Genomic DNA, 19679 nt, shown 5'->3' on the forward strand with positions numbered 1-19679 from the left:
AGCCTGTCTAACTGCCAGATAGAACTGAAGCCTGAAGCAGTGGATACCTCAATCAAACAAAACGATCGTTTCCATTCGCTTTTAATCTTTTCTGGTACAGTTGCGGATGTACCTATTATTAAAAATGTTTCCTTGCACATAAATCATTTGTTTAAACTATTAAATGGATCAACTCAAGCATTTAGAATGTAGCCGTTCTTCAGTATGCATTTATTAAAGCCCGATGCTACAATTTGACCCAAGTAGGATAGCAACCTTTGTGTTCATCGAAATATGTTGTAAGAAAATCTTATCTGAGGTATCTGATCCCCCAACAATTCGAAAAATCAAATCATCCATTCAGCTCCTTAATAGTTGGAAAAATATTGGCTTATCGCGATGAGGGACAGAAGGATTCCCAAGGTTCTTATAACCAAAACATTGAAAGGGATGTACCCAAGTTTTTCCAGGACTTAAGGTGTAGACAAGCCTGAATCACTGATAAGAGAAACACGGGATAAACACGGGATAAACACGGGATAAACACGGCTTAACTAGGGGTTAAATATGGGTTAAAGAGTCAATGTTAAAAATGTTACATTCATTAATATGGACCAATTTCACACCAGTAACCTGACTCCCACTGCCTGTCCGTCCCGCAACGGAGATTCCATGGACCTAGCAAGGGCAGTAGAAAGGATTAAACAATCATTTCTATGAGATCTGAGCTGTTTTTGAGAGAATGTTTTGAAGGGGTAAATGTACTGGTGAAATAGCGGATATATAGAATAAAAAATGGATCCCCACAGTTATTCAAGTAAAGACTAAAGGGGTGTCCAAATGATCATTTTGATTAAGTTATCCACAACTTCGGTCTTCGGACACCTGACTACCAAAGCAATGAATTAAAGGTCACTGGCGTCGTTTCGGGTAATCAGATTAATTAATTATGGTAAATGCCCCCCTTTTCTGAACTTGGTAGGACTTTCCATCAATAGTATAACTGTATTCCAATAAATACGAATAGGTACTAGGCAGAGCTGCTTTTCCCTTAATCATACCATCCCAACCTTCTGAGCCAGCATAGATAGGCTCACCCCACTTGCTATAGATGATCAAGAAAAAGTCTACCGGACAATTGGATACTGGCCCAAAAAGCTCTTGATCTGCTGTGTCATTTGGATCAAATCCTGTTGGCATCCTCACTTGGGGCTCCATTTCTACTAACATGGTATTGGTAAAACTTATACAGCCGTTGGCATCCTGAACAGTTACCATATAATTACCATCAGGGATTCCCGACAAGCTTGAAGTAATTACACTTCGGTAATCCCAGGTATACTGATAGGGAAATGTTCCTCCTGATGGTACGGCCAAGAGTTCTCCAGTGCTTTCTCCAGGACAGCTCCTATGTAAGACTTCAACTTCAATGGTTAGTGGTTCAGGCTGGGGAACGTTTAACTCATAACTTAAAACACATCCAAAAGCATCGTATATTTCAAGATTCTGTGTGCCTGCAGTCAAATTGGTTAAATAAACTTGGTCACCAACTACGCTAGAATTTGGAAAATCTGTAAAAAAAGGTGGAGTTCCTCCGAATACCTTCAAAATCACCTTTCCATCCTCATTCCCATAACAAGAAGTCCCAGGATTGGACAATATAGTGGTACCTAGTTTTTCTGGTTCTTCGATTTGAATGTTATCAACAAATGTTTTACAGCCTAGAGAATCCAACACTTCCACTGAATAACTTCCTGCTTTTAAACCTACAGCTTGTGGTCCTGTAAGACTTTTATCATGGCTCCATGTATAACTATAAGGAGCTATTCCACCAACTGGATTGATCATTATTTTACCTGAACTAGCCCCATTGCATCTAACATTCTCTGAATTATAACTTGCTGAAAAATCACTACGAATTTTTACTTCAAGCTTCTCAGAAGCTACTATACAATTGGGATTCTCCAAACTGAACTCTTCATACCATAATTCACCTTGACTTTCGGGTGTATTCCACCTCACCTCTATTTGTTTACCATCGGAATCAGAAACAAATTCCCCTCCTACTATGTGCCATTGATAACCATAAGTATCATCATGTTCATTCACCTTATATAAATGTGATATCTCCAGATCATAACAGATCTCGGTTGGGCCAATAGGAGGACCGGGTTGAGCCATCATCAAAAAGTTCACTTCCTTCTCGATTGGATTTCCTGGGCATCCTTCTAAGGTATAAGGGATAACACTTAAAGCACTACTGTCACTTGAAGCATCCCACAATACAGTGGCAGAAGCCAAATCAGATTCAATGATTTCTCCTCCTGTGATCAACCACTCGGTTTTTGATATGTTGTCCATTTCCAAAAGATGATACTTGGCTTGATTATCTGCTGGGCAGACTACAGAAGAACCTTCTATTACAGCCTTGGTTTCCAAGACTTCTACCTCAAATCTAATTTCCTCTAATTCATTGCAGATAATTTCTCCGTCGCTTGCTAGGATAGTGACCTGATAATTCCCCGGTTCCTCAAATAAGTACCTGATACTATCACCTTCAATTCCATTGTTATCATCACCGATATACCAAGTAAAATGATCAAATCGAGGATCTGAAGCTTTAACAGTCCAAGAAAATTCATTTCCCAAACAAGTCACATTATCCCCTGTCACTTCAAAGTCCTCGTAATGGCTAGCTGTCTCAAATTCCAGATTTTCTAAATTTGCGCCCACAGCATATCCATAGGACTCCAAGTCCCCAAAACCATAGACATAAGCAATGAAACCTTCAGGGTTGTTCAAGTGATGTACACCTCCGCTAATATTGATCTTAGCATAAAAAAATTCTGTATTGCCCGGTACTGGCTGAAAGGCATGGGCAATATTATTTCCATCCAAAACCGTTTGATTTACCGCATACTTCTTTACGATCACATTAACAAAATGATAAGAGATTTGCACTACATTCATTGCCTCAAAAGTTATGTCCTCCAATAATCGTTCATTAGGATTGTAACTCATCATAAAGGGATCACCAAAAGCGTAATATGGGTCTCCTACAACATTACAGTTTCTACTCTTTGAAAAAGCCGTCACAGAAATGGGATGGTTGGAATTAATAGTTACCAATTTATCTGGACCAAAATCGAATGCTTTCCATTCACCTTTGTTCAAAGTTGCTACAAAATCAGTGTCAATATTAACTACTGTATTATCTTCGGAAGCTACCACCTTAATCAACTCCCCTGAAGAACGTGTTTCCAAGGGCACATGAATATAAGATTTTCCCCAGGTATTAAGTGGATACATTTGCTGAAACAGGTTATCGGGCGCAGAGCCGCATTCCCCTACCCCCGTCCATTTGTTTCCTCCAAAAACAGCAATATTTTTACAATCTTCCAAACTACTTCCTACTACCCTTACCCGACTACCTGTCAAATCCGCCTTGGATTTTAGTTGATAACTTTGACCAGAATTTAAGGTTATTTCAAAAGACATTCCAGCAGTTTTGCCATCTATTGTATTTGCGGATGGAGTGATTTCAATACGGGTATTATCCTCTACCCCAACAATTAAAAAAAGGCTTTCATCATTTTGATTCATGTCTTGACCTGGGATATTATTGGGGGTCACTTCATAGTGAGAGGTGATCAAATAATCCTTTCCCAAAGTACTTTTTGGTAAAACCACAGTTCCATCTGCACTTTTCCACCTTTCATTAAAAGCATAAACAGAAATATTTCCTGTTGAAGTAATGTTAATTCCTCCATTTTCTATAATACCAGAACTACGATGAAGTAAATCCAAATCATACTCAGGGATTCTCATGGTGTAGCTTTCTCCCTTTTGCAAGTCAAAATGATAAGTCAAGCCATTTAAAAAATTACTCACATCAATGGTACCTTTAGCAGACTCATTAGCAGAAATCACGATAACGGCTCTTCCGTTTAACCCATCGGTGTTGTTTTCCATAAAACCTACCCAAAATTCCTTACCAACAGTGGTGAGCTGCGCGTAAGTATGCCATGACATTCCAACCCACATTAAAAATATTAAATATACATACACCCTGATCTTCATATGAAAAATTGGATATAAATTGGTAATAGTTGGTGATTTCATTCTTCACAATATCCAAAATCAGGCAGGGGCTTATGAACATTTAAGCCTCACTTAACAGATCTTCCCGATTGCCAATTTTGTCAATTATTAATTTAATATACTGGATAAAAGTGAAAAGAAGAATGCTCTAGTTCATCAAAAAACCTTGAATGCGTGCTACAGAGGCACACTTTATTTACATTTATAAACAAAAAATTAAATTGAAAAATCTAAAAATAATTTTGATGCAATATATTTTAAAGTTTGACCTAAAAAAAAAGAACTTGACAATATCAACACCTATTAGGTAAAAAATCACCAGATACTAATAAGGTAATGTAATTTGGATATAGTCCCTAAAAGTGAAGGAAAAGAAATAAATTAACTTCATTACCGATTAAAATAAGTTATGAATTACCTTAAAACTGTAAAAACTCCTCTCTTTTGGACGGTTTGGCTCTCCCCTTCCAAAACAAAATTATACTCCAATAGGTAGGTATAACTTCCATCAGCAACTACGTTACCATCAATCTTTCCGTCCCAAGGTTCTTTTGCCTTAAATATCAGCTCTCCCCACCTATTGTAAATGGATAAATGATAGTCTAAAGAACAATTGGATATAGGCTGGAAAAGGCTGTTCACTCCTTCTTCATTAGGGTTGAAGCCAGTTGGCAACCTGACATCAGGGGCTTCTTCCTCAAGTTCTGCCGATCCTATGCTAATACATCCATTATTGTCCAATACTTCGACTGTATATATACCTTTTGGAATGCCACTCAATGTAGCCCCCTGGCTCTGTTCGTAATCCCAGGTAAAGGTAAATGGATCATTTCCTCCTCTTGGCACAGCCAATAATTCTCCGTTGGCTTCACCAGGACAACTTCTTTTAACTATTTCTACATCCACCAACAGTGGCTCCGGACTCGGTACAGTTACTAGAATAGGGATATCACAACCATTTGCATCAGTAAGTGTAAACACCATCTCTCCTCCTGCTACTTCAGATAAGTTTATGGTTCCGCCTTGGATGGAAGCATTTTCATGATCAATTTGGTATGGTCCCACTCCGCCAGTTACCGAAATACTCACTTTTCCATCTGATTTTCCATAACAACTAGTCCCGCTAATTGATGTAACATTAGCCAAAAGATCTTCAGGTTGATTGATTACAATGCTTTCATGACTGACCTGACAACCTTCACTGTCGGTCACAATGACACTATAATCCCCCGCAGCTAAATTACTGGCAATATTTTGATTAAGGCTGGCATCATGACTCCACTCATAGCGATAGGGAGAAACCCCTCCTTCAACATCTAGTTGAATTTTTCCGCTGTTATCACCATAACATAGGACATCGGTAACCTCAAAATTGCTCACCAATGCTTGGTGTACCACAACATTTAAAACTTCTGAAACACCCGAGCACATGGCATCTAACTGGCTAAATTCCTCATACCATATTTGTCCTGAAAGGTCAGGAGTGTCCCAAATAACTTCCACTTCTGATTGATCTTCATCAGAAACAATCTGGCCTCCCTGAATGTACCATTGATAAGTTCTGTTGGTCACTATTTCTGAAACTGTATACAAATGAATTTGATTGATATCAAAACATATAGATGTTTCTCCTTCAGGTGCTAAAGGCTCTATGCGTTGGTTAATAATCACATCAGTTCGGATGACTTCCCCGGGGCAACCTTCCTCAGTAAATGGAGAGGCAACGATAAATGCATTATCACTAGTTTCACCCCATAAAACAGTAGCAGTTGAGTCGGTTGTACTGGTTATTGTGCCACCAAAAACTTCCCATTCTGCTCTGGCGATATTTTCCGTATTCACCAATTTATAGGTAACCTCCTCAACATCTGGACAAACCATGGAAGGACCATCCAGCTCACCAACCGTTTCTAAAACATCCACCTCAAAGGCGATATTCTCTTGTTGTTCGCAGGAATTTTCACTAATTGAAGCAACAACTTTCACTGTATAGTTTCCAGAAGTTTCAAAAGTATGGTCAACTTCTTGGCCTACTTTTATGGGAGAACCATCACCAAAATCCCAAGTAAAATAAGTGAAAATGGGATTTTCAGGTTCAATGCTCCATACTGACTCTTGGTCAAGACAAGCTACATTTTCACCATTTACTTTAAATTCATAGGACGGCTCCACCAAGAAATTTAGATTTTCCAGACTGGCTCCCACAGAATAGCCATACGATTCTATTTCACCAAAACCATAAACATAAGCAATAAAACCATCACTATTCTCCAGCTTATGAGAACCACTTCCAATATTTATCCGGGCATAAGAATATGCTGGATTACTGGGGACAGGATCAAACTCATTCGCTACTAAATTTCCATCCAATATGGTTTTATCCACAGAATTAGTGGCGACTATAATGTTTACATAACTATATTGTATCTGCACCACATTCATGGCTTCAAAAGTGATACTTTTGAGCAGTTGTTCATTAGGACTATAAGAGATCATAAAAGGATCGCCTAGATTAGAGTGGAGTGCCGATCCAATATTACAGGCTTGGCTTTTCGAATACACAGTAACTGAAATGGGTTTGTTACCTTTGATAAACTTGATGTCGCCAGGACCAAAATTAAAACTTCTGAATTCCCCCTGATCCAAAGTAGCCACATTCACACCATCAAAACTTATTTGGGTATCATCCTCAGCCGCTATAATTTTTACCAGTTCTCCTGATGACCTATCCTTCAAAGGAATGTGGATAAATTCAAGTCCCCAAGTATTGATAGGATATATTTGTTGAAATAGGTGGTCATTTGCTGAGCCACACTCTCCTACCCCTGTCCATTTGTTTCCCCCAAAAACAGCAATATTTTTACAATCATCCGCATTACTACCAATTACCCTCACCCTACTTCCTGTCAAGTCACTTTTCGATTTGAGTTGATAGCTTTGACCTGTGTTCAATACGATTTGAAATGGCGAATTGGCTGCTTTTCCATCAAGGGTTCTTTGTGTTGGTGTGATTTCTATTGTTGTGTTGTCTTCTACCCCGACAACCAACATCAAGCTTTCATCGTTTTCGTTGAAGTTCACTCCCAGATTACCTCCAGGTGAGGTCTCATAGTGAGATGCCACATAATAATCTTTTCCTAAAGTAGAAACAGGCAACACCACAGTTCCATCAGCACTTCTTAACCTTTCATTGAAAGCATAAACAGAAACTTTTCCGTCAGAAATAACATGAATTCCTTTATTCTCAATTCTACCAGAGTTTCTGTGTAACAGATCCTGTTGGGACTCTGGTATTCTTAAGGTATAGTTCTGGCCTGTTTGCAGATTAAAATTATAGGTTAAACCCGCTTGAAAATTACTTAAATCAATTGTTCCTTGAGCGGGTTCATTCGCAGAAATGACAATTACTGCCGTTCCATTTTGGCCATCTGTATTGTTTTCCATAAACCCAAACCAAAATTCTTTTCCCACAGTGGTTAACTGAGCGTAGGACGTTCGGTTTATTAGTAAACTGAGCAAAATTAAAGTAAAAAGTACTTTAAATGTTCTCATGAATTAAAGGAGCTAATAAAGTGATTATCAATTGACAGAGACTATCGATCAAGTAAAATTCTCTAAATACTACTTTCTTTTGTAGCATAATTTAGCAATTATACACTTATTGAATCGCTTTTCAATTTTTTTTCTCAACAACTATAATTGCTCTTTAAGAACAGTTACCCTAATGAATCAACTCTTTGCTGATGGATTCAACATATATAATTCTACAAAACCACACTTTTCATTAATATATATATATCACAATCAATTCATTTTTAATAAATAATCAACAAAACATATGTAATTTTACGAACTAAGCAGAATATAATCATGTTTACATTAAATCGCATTATTTTTTTAATGTGAGCATAAAGAGAAAGCGATATGAGCAAGAAGCAGTATTTTGTAATTATTCTAATTTTGGGTGCATTGAGCACTATCAGCCCTTTTTCGATAGACATGTACCTTCCCGGTTTTCCTTCCATTGCGAAGAACTTAGGGACTGACATTGCCAATGTGCAGCTTTCTCTTACAAGTTATCTGATTGGTATTGCCATCGGTCAATTGTTTTATGGACCTTTATTGGATCGATTTGGAAGAAAAAAACCTTTGTACGTTGGCCTCATCATTTATGTATTGGCGTCAATTGCTTGTGCTTACACTACAAATGTTGAAAACTTAATTATCATGCGCTTCTTTCAAGCGATCGGAGGTTGTGCCGGGATGGTCGCTGCCCAAGCTATGGTAAGGGATGTTTTTCCAGTAAACAAAACCGCCCAGGCAATGGCATTGTTAATGTTGGTCATTGCGGTTTCCCCAATGATCGCACCTACGCTTGGAGGATATGTAACAGCCCATTATTCTTGGAATACGGTATTCCTAATCCTAGCCAGCATTACTTTGGTAATCATTGTTGCCTCCTATTTCTTCCTACCTGATGGTGCCACTCCGGACAATGAAATCTCATTAAGGCCAAACCAGGTTGTAAAGAAATATGTGGAAGTAACCAAAAACCGTCAGTTCTTGGTATATATGTTGATTGGTGGCATTGCTGGTGCTGCGCCTTTTGCTTACATCTCTGGATCTGCTGATGTATTTATGAACATCTATCAAGTTTCTGAACAGCAGTACGGCTGGATCTTCGCTTTATTGGCTACGGCCATGATCGGATCCACTCAGTTGAATCATATATTACTAAAGAAATTCAGCAGTGAGCAAATCATCAAAGTGGCTTTGACTTATCAAACCATCATTGGATTTATCATGATCCTTGGAGTTTGGAACAATTGGTTGAATGTTTATACTTTGATAACACTCATGTTTGTTTTCCTAACCGGACATGGTTTGTGTAACCCAAATGCTGCTGCCTTGACTCTGGCTCCATTTTCCAGAAATGCAGGAAGCGCTGCTGCCATGATGGGAAGTATGAGGATGGCAATGGGTGGTGTGGTTTCTGCAGCCGTCAGTATTTTCCACAATGATACTGCTAGCCCAATGGTAATCATGATGAGCTTCTGTGCAATAGGTGGATTACTGACATTAATTGTGGATACTTACTTAAAAAAAACAGAAAGAAAAAGAAAGGCCTTAGAAGAAGAACAACACTCCATGGCCATATAAATATTGATTGACAGCCGATTTATACAATTAATCCCGGTGTTCTGATTTTCAGTTCCCGGGATTTTTTACATCCACAATCCCATATAATAAAACAGTAGAAGCTTTCTTCAAATAAAGGCTCTTCTCTCTTTTGATTTAACAGCTAATTTGATTCCCAGCCCCAATAAAATTTGTATCTTTGGCACTTGTAAAAATAGAAGCTAAATAATTCATGATTTCAGTTGATAATCTTTCCCTAAAGTTCGGAAAAAGAACCCTTTTTGACGAAGTAAACCTCAAATTCACTCCAGGCAATTGTTATGGTGTTATCGGCGCAAATGGTGCCGGAAAATCTACTTTTCTAAGGATCCTTTCCGGAGATCAGGACAGTACATCAGGAAGTATCAATATTACTCCAGGACAGCGTATGGCTGTTTTGAAACAGAACCACTTTGAGTTTGATGAAATCGAAGTCCTGAAAACCGTCATCATGGGCCATAAAAAGCTTTATTCGATCATGGAAGAAAAGGATGCGATATATTTAAAACCTGACTTTTCTGAAGAGGATGGTATTCGGGCTTCTGAATTGGAAGCGGAATTTGCTGAAATGGATGGTTGGAATGCTGAATCAGATGCAGCGGCCATGCTTTCTGGCCTTGGCATCTCTGAAGATCTTCACTACGTCCAAATGAAGGAGCTTGCCGGTAACCAAAAAGTAAGGGTTTTGCTAGCCCAAGCGCTGTTTGGAAATCCTGATATCTTGATCCTTGATGAACCCACCAACGATCTGGATGCCGACACCATCAGCTGGTTGGAGGACTTCTTGGTTAATTTCAAGAACCTCGTAATCGTAGTATCTCACGACCGTCACTTCTTGGATTCAGTATCTACTCATATCGTTGATATTGACTTTAGTAAGATTAAAATATATTCTGGAAACTATACCTTCTGGTATGAATCTTCCCAGCTGGCTGCCAAGCAGAAAACTGACCAGAACAAAAAGGTGGAAGAGAAGCGTAAGGAACTTCAGCAATTTATTGAAAGATTCTCTGCCAATGTGGCTAAGTCCAAACAAGCTACGGCAAGAAAGAAAATGCTCGAAAAACTTAATGTGGACGAAATCCAGCCCTCTACGAGAAAATACCCAGGTATTATTTTCAAACCAGAAAGAGAAGCTGGTGACCAAATCTTCATGACAGAGGAACTGAGCCTACAAGATGATGGTACTGTATATTTCAAAGACGTCAACCTAATGGTAGACAAGGGAGATAAAATAGCCTTTATTTCCAAAACCAAACAAGCTGTAAATAAATTCTTCCAGACAATCATGGAAGAGATTCCTGTCCAAAAAGGAGAATTCAAATGGGGGGTTACCATTAATAAGGCTTACCTTCCAAACGACAACTCCAAATATTTTGACACAAGCCTAAACCTTATCGATTGGCTAAGGCAGTATTCCTCTAATCAGGAAGAAGCTTACGTGAGAACTTTCTTGGGCAGGATGCTATTTACCGGTGAGGAAACCTTAAAATCTGCTTCTGTTCTTTCTGGGGGTGAAAAAGTGAGATGTATGGTTTCCAAAATGATGCTGCAAAATCCAAACCTATTGGTCATGGATGAACCAACCAACCATCTTGACTTGGAGTCAATCACTGCCTTTAACAACGCTATCATAGAATTTAACGGTACTGTATTGTTATCATCTTATGACCATGCCTTTGTTCAATCTACTGCCAATAGAATCGTAGAGTTTACCCCTAATGGCACCATAGATAGAAGAATGTCCTATGATAATTATTTGGAAAGCGATGAAATCAAAGCCTTGAGAGATCAAATGTACCAAAAAGGTTAATCGCTTTTTTTATACATAAACTGATAAATCCCTTTTTGATTGGTGTATGAAGCCAAACACAAAAAGGGATTTTTATCTTCAAATAATATGACAAATTATCCCAAAATCATACTTAAAAAAGGCAAGGAAATATCCTTGAAGAGAAAGCACCACTGGGTTTTCTCCGGTGCCATTGCCAAGGCTGATGAAGGAATCACTAATGGCCAATTGGTAAGTGTCTACAGTAACCGCAACGATTTTTTGGGCATTGGACATTACCAGCAAGGCTCTATCACAGTAAGAATAATCTCATTTAAAGATCGGCTAATAAACACGGGTTTCTGGATAGAAAAAATCCAAGCAGCCTACTCAATGAGGTCAAAAATTGGCTTGGTAGACAGTGAACAAACAAATGTATTTAGGTTGATACATGGAGAAGGGGACAAACTACCGGGTTTGATCATTGATTATTATAATGGGACAGCTGTAATTCAGGCGCATACCATCGGTATGTATGAGCACAAAAACGATATCTCAATTGCTTTACAAAAAGTTTTGGGAGAAAAACTGGATGCGGTCTATGATAAAAGTGCCGAGACGCTTTCTAAAAGTCAAATGGCAGTTGATAACCAATTTTTGTTTGGAATGCCTAAAACCAATATTGTGGTTGAAAATGGTAGTAAATATGAAATCGACTGGGAAAAGGGCCAAAAGACTGGCTTTTTTATTGATCAAAGAGAAAACAGAAAACTACTCGGGTCTTATAGCAAAGGCAAAAAAGTATTGAACACCTTCTGTTACTCTGGTGGTTTTTCTATAGCAGCCTTAGAAGCTGGCGCCAAAGAAGTTCACTCTGTAGATATCTCAGCTAAGGCCATTGAATTAACAGAAAAGAACTTGGTCCTCAACCCTGAACTAAAAGGCAAGCATGAATCCAAAGTAGCGGATGTGGTAAAATACATCAGGGAAATCGAGCAGGATTATGATGTCATTGTCCTAGACCCACCAGCCTTTGCCAAAAATATGAAAGCTAGACACAATGCTGTTCAAGCTTATAAAAGATTAAATGCAGAAGCACTGAGGCACATCAAGCCAGGTGGAGTCCTGTTTACCTTCAGTTGCTCTCAGGTAGTGGACAAGCAACTATTTGCCCATACGATCACTGCAGCAGCAATTGAAGTTGGCAGAGAAGTTAAAATCCTTCAGTATCTCTCCCAGCCTGCCGATCATCCTATCAACATCTATCATACTGAAACGGAATATTTGAAAGGTTTGGTCCTTTATGTAGCCTAACGAATAAAGCCTCTTCCTTAATTAGAAGAGGCTTTATTATTTAATATCTATATTATAGACAAAAGCCCTGTACTTTAACAAAGCAACAAAAACTGCTCCGCCAACTGCATTGCCAAATAGTGCAAAAAACTGAAAGTTAAGGTATCTCAGTAAATTGATCTGTTCAGAGCTTATTAAGCCAGAAAATACTTCTACATTGCCTACTATACTATGGTGTAAGCCTGTAAAGGACATGGTCGCTGTGATGATGAAAATGATGAAAATTCTACTCAAGGTATCCCTAGAAGAGGTCATCAACCATGAAAGCAAGCCCATTAGCCAACCGGCAAGCACCCCACTACTGAATATGACAATTGATTGAAAATCGGTTACATGCAGAGCTATTTTTTCTACAGTCTCCAAGTCAAACATGCCCAGCCTAGGACCTATCCAAATCAGTAACAATGCAATCAAGTACCCCCCTATCATATTTCCGAAAATGACCAAGCCCCAAATTTTCAATAAACTCCAGATACTCCTTTTCTTATTCAACACAGGCAAAGTCAACAAGGATGTCTGCTCGGTAAACAAAATGGACTGACCCAAGATCACCATTATAAACCCAATTGGATATACCAAGGAGATTAGTTTGTAACAATATTCTTCAGAAAGAAAACCAGAACAAAAGAAGAAAACAGCACAAATCAACAGGTAACTAAAACCTATCTCCAGACCAGCTGTCACCGAACTCAACAGTAGACTACTTGGTTTACGATCATAGGTCTCTAGTCCCTCCGTGATTTGTTGCTTTAGGATTTCTCCATGGGATTTGGTCGAATCACTGGAGATAGAACCAGATTTATTCAGTTCAGAGTCAATGCTCTTTTGTTTTTTCTCTTCTTCTTTGTTGGCCATAAAGCTGTTATTAAAAGCTAAATAGCACAAAATTCATTCCTGAAATGGCATAATAGTTACTTCTTTAGAAGAAACCCTACTTTATAAGTCAACATAGCATGCCAACCATAATAGCCATCATAACCAGTCACAGAAATATCAATAGATTGTTTACGATTGGCTTGGTTTCCTATCCAATCAAAAGACAGTTGCGTGAGAAGTCCAACTTGGCTTCTTGAGATTCTTTGGTACCCTTTTGAAACCAATACGTTGTGCTCATCATTACCATAACCCCTAAAATAATTATCTACCCCATAATGATAGGAAGGCCCAGCTGCTAAACCCACATGCAAGCCATAATTGGTCTTCAGTAAATCTGCTTGAAATGCAAAGTTCATCAAAAGCGCTGTGCTCTTATCGGCCAACTCTGGATAGGGGTTAGAAGCCGTTTTTTTCTGTGAAAAATCTGTTGACTGGAAAAATAACAGAGAAGGATTTAGGGACAAGCTCTTGCTTAGGTAATAATTCAAATCATTGCTGATGTTGATTCCGGGAATACCTACATTTCCTTCCGCTCCTATCCCTCCTCCAATATTGTAATATATATCAGACTTTGACTGGGCATTAGCATTGGAAAGTGTGGCAATAACAATAACTAAGCTGGCTAAAAGTAGTTTAATTTTCATATCTTGGTAGTTAAATTTTCTCCAAAACTAGTGATAATCATAGATAATTTTATCCACAATTTGAGATATTGGTTAATGATCTACTCTTACACGCTGATTACCAACTGGTTCAACTCTTTGCATTATTTTACCACCCATCAACCCATGAATTGCCGTGGTAAGCTTTATCTATCTGACATAGTTAGTGTATATTTGTAACTGTTAATGTAATTGCATTGATTGATTTATTGATTGACTCTCCCTGACTAACCAATTATATGACATACGATATCACAATTGTTGGTGGCGGCATTGTAGGGCTGGCCACTGGACTGAAAATAATACAGCAAAACCCTTCCTTGAATGTGGCTATTCTGGAAAAGGAAAATGAATTGGCCAAACATCAAACAGGAAACAATTCTGGGGTAATCCACTCTGGGTTATACTATAAGCCAGGTTCACTAAAAGCTACCAATTGCATCAATGGCTACCATGAATTGATTCGCTTTTGTGAAGAAGAAAATATTCCTTTTGAACTGACTGGGAAAGTAGTGGTTGCTACCAAAAGTGAGCAAATTCCTTTACTCCAAAATCTACTACAAAGAGGAATTCAAAATGGCTTGGAAGGTACCAGGCAGATTTCATTGGACGAGTTAAAACACTACGAACCCTATTGTGAGGGAGTGGCTGCTTTGCATGTTCCGCAAACTGGCATTGTGGACTATAAGAAGGTAGCTTTAGCATATGGTGAAAAATTCAAAACTATTGGCGGTAAAGTATTATTAAACCATAAAGTTTTGAAAATCAACCATAAAAATAATCTAATCGAAGTAATTACTTCAAGTAAAACCTTAATATCCAGATTGGTTATCAACTGTGCTGGATTGTACTCTGATAAGGTGGCTGACATGAATGGAGAGCTTGATTTAGATGTCAAGATCATTCCTTTCCGTGGTGAATATTATAAGTTGAAGAAGGAAAGAGAATATTTGGTCAAAAACCTTATATACCCAGTTCCTGATCCCAACTTCCCGTTCCTAGGTGTTCACTTCACCAGAATGATGAAAGGAGGCGTAGAAGCTGGTCCAAATGCCGTAATGGCTTTCAAAAGAGAAGGTTACAAAAGAACAGACTTCAACTTAAAGGAATTCAAAGAATCCATCACTTGGCCAGGTCTACAAAAGGTAGCTGGTAAGTATTGGAAAACAGGATTAGGAGAATATTACCGTTCTTTTTCCAAAGCAGCATTCACTAAAGCGCTTCAGGAATTGATCCCAGACATCAAAGAAGATGATTTGGTGGATGGTGGAGCTGGTGTCCGCGCCCAAGCTTGTGATAGGACAGGCGGACTTTTGGACGATTTTGCCATTACAGAAAATGCACATGCCATCAATGTACTGAATGCTCCAAGTCCTGCAGCAACCAGTTCTCTATCCATAGGCGGGACTGTCGCTGAGTTGGCACTAAAAAGATTTTACTAAAAAAGGAGGTCAATGACCTCCTTTTATTTTTTAATCTACCCTATTCAATACAGAGTCTGGGAAATATTTATTGGTTAGAGCAACCATTTCATCACCCTTGACAAACATGCTGATATCTATTTCATTGGTATGTTTTACGCCACAGGCTCCCAATAATTCCAAAACAGCATGCATGGTATTTCGGTGGAAATTATATACCCGTTCTGCTTTATCATCCACCACTAGTCCTTTTACCAACATCTTATTTTGGGTGGCCACACCTGTTGGGCAATCATTAGTATTGCAGCGCAAAGCTTGAATACAGCCCACGCTGAACATAAAAGCCCTAGCAGAGTTACAAATATCAGCTCCCAAAGCCCGCATTCTCAATATTGAAAAAGCAGTCAGCACCTTTCCACTGGCAATTACCTTTACTTCTTGCCTCAACCCAAACTTTTCCAAAGTTCTATTGACAAATATCAGTGCCGGTTCCAAAGGAATTCCCACAGAATCTGAAAACTCCAGCGGTGCGGCACCTGTGCCCCCTTCTGCACCATCCACCGTAATAAAATCAGGAACAATTCCGGATTTTTTCATTTCGGCACAAAGGTCTATGAACTCTTCTGTCCGCCCGATACAAATCTTGAACCCAATAGGTTTCCCACCACTTAACTCTCTCAGTTCTGAAATAAATGAAACCAACCCTTGAGGATTAGAAAATTTCCGGTGACTGGGAGGAGAAATCACAGTTGTATAAGGCTTTAAACCTCTAATCTTTGCTATTTCAGGTGTGTTTTTTTCAGCTGGCAGTACTCCTCCATGCCCGGGTTTAGCACCCTGGGAAATTTTGATTTCTATCATTTTAACCTGCTCATGAGCAGCTCTTTCCTTGAATTTATCAGGGTCAAAATCACCATCTTCTGTTCTACATCCAAAATACCCTGTACCAATCTGCCAAACCAAATCTCCTCCTCCTTCCAGATGGTATGTAGATAATCCACCTTCTCCTGTATTGTGATAAAAATGGCCTTTCTTTGCACCTTTGTTTAAAGCCAAAATGGCATTCTTACTCAAAGACCCAAAACTCATGGCCGATACATTCAAAACTGAAGCGCTGTAAGGTTTTTGACATAATTTACTGCCTACTATTACCCGTGGAATCTTGGTCACAGGAGGTGTGGCATAGATAGAGTGTCTGATTGCTTCATAATTTTCACCAGTGATTTCCAATTGCGTACCAAATGGATGAGTATCATTCACGTTTTTTGCTCTTCGATATACTAAAGCCCGATGGTTTCTGCTAAAAGGCTTTCCATCTGTGCTTCTCTCGATAAAGTATTGCTGGATTTCAGGGGCGATCATTTCAAACATATACCTGAAATATCCCAATAGAGGAAAATTCCTAAGGATTGTATGTCTTGTTTGAAACCGATTATAAACTCCTACAATGGTCAATGGAATTACAACAATAAATGCCCAAATCCATTGCTCATAATAATAGGATAAAACAGCTATTAACAGGATGAGGATAATGGTTATATTATAAAAAAGATAGCGCATATTTTTTGAGTTTAATGATTAAAGATAAGCTTTTTCACGACGATGAAAAACTAATTAGTCACCTAAAAATATGCCCTATCATGCCAAAATTTACTTATAGATACTACTATCTATTTAGGAGTTCAAAAACTGGAACATCCGGTATTCTACCCAAGTAAACTCCTCTCCTTTCAAAGCAAAACCTGTATGGCCTCCCCGTTTGGGCATTTCCAAATAAATATTGGAATGTCTTTCTGCCAATTCCATTGGATAACACCTTCCTTCAAGTAAAGGGTCGTTTAAAGCATTTACAATTAATGTAGGAATAATAATCTTGCTCATCCAATTGTCAGCACTAACAGAGTGGTAAAAATCATTGGCATCTTCAAATCCATGGAGTTTGGCTGTAAAATGAGTGTCAAAAGTGTCAAAATCCTTCACTCTCTCCAGTAACTCTAAGTCTAACAGTCCAGGAAATTGCTCGGCTTTCTGGACCATTTTAACTTTTAACTTAGATAAAAATTTATTTCTGTAGAAATAATTACTGGAATACTTAAGGGTGGCAGCGCTGTCTGGTAAATTACATGGGGTACTGTATACCGCTGCTTTTCGAATCTGAGTCGGAATATCCACATTCTCCTCACCTAGATACTTCAGCGTTTGGGCTCCTCCCATACTAATCCCTGCCAAATAAATATGCTCATAAGGGTAAGCATTGCAAACATAGTCCACCACAGTTTTTAAGTCATATGAGGCTCCATGATGGTACATTTTTTGGCTCAGGTTCATTTCTCCACTACAGGAGCGGTTATTCCATGCCAAAACATCATAACCTCTTTGATTGAAAAGCTTGACCAAAGCGGTCACATAATGTCTTCCTGAACTACCTTCAAGACCATGGGATATAATTAGTAAGCTTTCACTACCCACATTGCTCCAATCCAAATCTAGGAAATCCTGATCGAGCGTAGTTATGCGCTCCCTTTGGTAGCTTACACCTTCTACCTTTCTGAAAATACTGGGAAATATAGTCTCAAAATGACCATTGAAATATAGTGCTGGAGGTCCTGGGTAAGATGAGTTTGTTATTAAAGGCATGAGCTAATTTGTGCTAAATAAATCGAAGCACAAGTTAGACTATCTTGAAAAATGAAAAAAATTAATTAAATCAATTAATCCCTAAATCACCTTCTTCAATATCTCGAAGCAAGTTATCGGTAGCTTTCAAAAATTCTTGAAAATGATTGTCAAAATTGGCATCCATACCAGCAGCAGCAATTAGTTTTCTACCATCCTCCAAAACCTCACTTAAATTTCTGAGTTCAAATATGGTAACTGTAGGCCGAACTTTATGCCGAGCCTGATGGATAAGCTCTTCGTCTTTTCTATCAATGGCTTCTCGATACCTTTCTTTAAGTTCAGATACAGAATTGGAAATTGCGAGCAGAAGCTCTTTTTGAAATGCCAAATCTCCTTCAGACATTTCTTGAACTTTTTCCATGTTAATGTTCCTACTACTTACCATATATGTTGCCCCGTTGTTCATATTTTCAAATTTGGAGAAACTCCTGCTATAAATCCAGTGGTCCAAGCCGCTTGAAAGTTAAAACCACCTGTAATTCCATCTAAGTCCAATACCTCTCCAGCAAAATATAAATGCTGTACCAGCCGGCTTTCCATCGTGGTAGGATCCACCTCACTGAGCTTTACCCCACCTGCCGTAACAAACTCCTCCTTGAAGGTTGTTTTCCCTCGTACATGCAAGATATAGCAAAAAATTTGTTGTTCCAAACTATTTATTTGCTTTTTGTTAATATCCATCCATGTGTTTGAATTGGAAATATCAGATTTATCAATTAAATGTTCCCATAAGCGTTTTGGCAAATCAAACAGTTGATGTGATACCACCTTTCTTTTAGGGTGTTTGTGTTTATAAGTCTGCAGTTCGTTTCTAATTTCCTCTTCCTTCAATGCAGCATTCCATCTAATATGAGCATTGGCTCGATAGGAATGATCGTGTAACCAATGGGCACCAAATGCAGATAATTTTAACACGGCAGGCCCACTTATCCCCCAATGGGTGATCAGTAGAGGTCCTTGATAAGCCAACTTGGTACCTTCCAATCTCACATAAGCATCTGGTACGGATATTCCGGGCAATTTTCTTAATTCAGCATCTGGTGAATTAAAAGTAAATAATGAAGGAATTGGAGCTTCAATGGTATGGCCCAAGTCAGCCAAAATTTTGTAGGACTCCAGTTTTGGACTTCCCCCAGTAGTTACTATAAGTCGATCTACGTTGGTTGTTCTTTCATTTAAATATAATAAAAACCCATCTCCATTTTTTTCTATTTTATGAACAGGACTTTTTAACAAAACCTTTACACCCAGAATTTCGGCTTCTCTACTTAGGGCATCTATGATGCTTTGGGATTCGTCCGAAATGGGAAACATCCGACCATCAGCTTCAATTTTTAACTTTACTCCACGACTTTCAAACCATTCCACGGTATCTTTTACCTGAAACTGTTTGAAGGCTTTTTTGAGAAAGTTTGCCCCTCTGGGATAATTCTTAATGAGCTTAGAAACCTGAAATGCAGCATGAGTAACATTACATCTCCCACCGCCGGAAATCTTTACCTTTGATAGTATTTTGTTGGTCTTCTCGTAAATTGTAACATCAGCTCCATTTTTGGCAGCATGGATTGCAGCAAAAAAACCAGCTGCACCACCGCCAATTACTCCTATTTTTAACATAAGTGTAAAAATATTGAGACTTGATCAAAATTAAAAAAACAA

Annotated in this window: 12 protein-coding genes; 4 read left to right on the plus strand and 8 right to left on the minus strand. The window is 38.6% G+C overall.

Annotation, left to right across the window (positions count from 1 at the left end; genetic code table 11):
• Positions 1 to 918: 918 nt before the first annotated feature.
• Both IFO69_RS11685 and IFO69_RS11690 read right to left on the minus strand, forming a co-directional pair.
• On the minus strand, positions 919 to 4011 hold the full coding sequence (locus IFO69_RS11685; protein ID WP_192010279.1) for a hypothetical protein: 3093 nt from the start codon (positions 4009 to 4011) through the stop codon (positions 919 to 921).
• Between the two features lie 483 nt (positions 4012 to 4494).
• Positions 4495 to 7551 (minus strand): PKD domain-containing protein, encoded by a 3057-nt coding sequence (locus IFO69_RS11690; RefSeq protein WP_317173455.1) that lies wholly within the window; start codon positions 7549 to 7551, stop codon positions 4495 to 4497.
• A 453-nt stretch (positions 7552 to 8004) separates the two neighbouring features.
• Between IFO69_RS11690 and IFO69_RS11695 the strand changes: the two genes are divergently transcribed.
• From IFO69_RS11695 to IFO69_RS11705, 3 genes are all read left to right on the plus strand, one after another.
• A complete protein-coding gene (locus tag IFO69_RS11695) occupies positions 8005 to 9240 on the plus strand; it encodes a Bcr/CflA family multidrug efflux MFS transporter (RefSeq protein ID WP_192010281.1) in 1236 nt (411 codons plus the stop codon).
• Between the two features lie 211 nt (positions 9241 to 9451).
• Positions 9452 to 11071: an ABC-F family ATP-binding cassette domain-containing protein gene (locus tag IFO69_RS11700; protein ID WP_192010282.1), complete on the plus strand. Its 1620-nt coding sequence runs from the start codon at positions 9452 to 9454 to the stop codon at positions 11069 to 11071.
• Between the two features lie 87 nt (positions 11072 to 11158).
• Positions 11159 to 12343 (plus strand): class I SAM-dependent rRNA methyltransferase, encoded by a 1185-nt coding sequence (locus IFO69_RS11705; RefSeq protein ID WP_192010283.1) that lies wholly within the window; start codon positions 11159 to 11161, stop codon positions 12341 to 12343.
• A gap of 36 nt (positions 12344 to 12379) precedes the next feature.
• On the opposite strand, the gene IFO69_RS11710 is transcribed toward IFO69_RS11705, so the two are convergent.
• Positions 12380 to 13237, minus strand: coding sequence for a formate/nitrite transporter family protein (locus tag IFO69_RS11710; protein WP_192010284.1), 858 nt, complete (start codon positions 13235 to 13237; stop codon positions 12380 to 12382).
• A gap of 56 nt (positions 13238 to 13293) precedes the next feature.
• Positions 13294 to 13902, minus strand: coding sequence for a hypothetical protein (locus IFO69_RS11715; RefSeq protein WP_192010285.1), 609 nt, complete (start codon positions 13900 to 13902; stop codon positions 13294 to 13296).
• A 257-nt stretch (positions 13903 to 14159) separates the two neighbouring features.
• On the opposite strand from IFO69_RS11715, the gene lhgO reads away from it, so the two are divergent.
• Entirely contained in the window at positions 14160 to 15362 is a 1203-nt protein-coding gene (gene lhgO, locus IFO69_RS11720) for an L-2-hydroxyglutarate oxidase (protein WP_192010286.1), read from the plus strand.
• 30 nt (positions 15363 to 15392) lie between these two features.
• Here the strand turns inward: lhgO and IFO69_RS11725 are convergent, their stop codons facing one another.
• The 4 genes from IFO69_RS11725 to IFO69_RS11740 all read right to left on the minus strand — a co-directional run bounded on the left by IFO69_RS11725 (position 15393) and on the right by IFO69_RS11740 (position 19637).
• Entirely contained in the window at positions 15393 to 16901 is a 1509-nt protein-coding gene (locus IFO69_RS11725) for an FMN-binding glutamate synthase family protein (RefSeq protein WP_192010287.1), read from the minus strand.
• Positions 16902 to 17015: 114 nt separating this feature from the next.
• Positions 17016 to 17978, minus strand: a complete 963-nt coding sequence (locus IFO69_RS11730; protein ID WP_192010288.1) for a YheT family hydrolase — start codon at positions 17976 to 17978, stop codon at positions 17016 to 17018.
• Positions 17979 to 18048: 70 nt separating this feature from the next.
• Entirely contained in the window at positions 18049 to 18426 is a 378-nt protein-coding gene (locus IFO69_RS11735) for a hypothetical protein (RefSeq protein WP_192010289.1), read from the minus strand.
• The gene (locus tag IFO69_RS11740) at positions 18423 to 19637 is read right to left on the minus strand and encodes a BaiN/RdsA family NAD(P)/FAD-dependent oxidoreductase (protein ID WP_192010290.1); all 1215 of its coding nucleotides are present in this window, start codon (positions 19635 to 19637) and stop codon (positions 18423 to 18425) included. The genes IFO69_RS11735 and IFO69_RS11740 overlap by 4 nt, the downstream gene beginning before the upstream one ends.
• Positions 19638 to 19679: the final 42 nt, after the last annotated feature.

Origin of the sequence: Echinicola arenosa, assembly GCF_014841125.1 — a bacterium.
GTDB classification, from domain to species: Bacteria; Bacteroidota; Bacteroidia; order Cytophagales; family Cyclobacteriaceae; genus Echinicola; species Echinicola arenosa.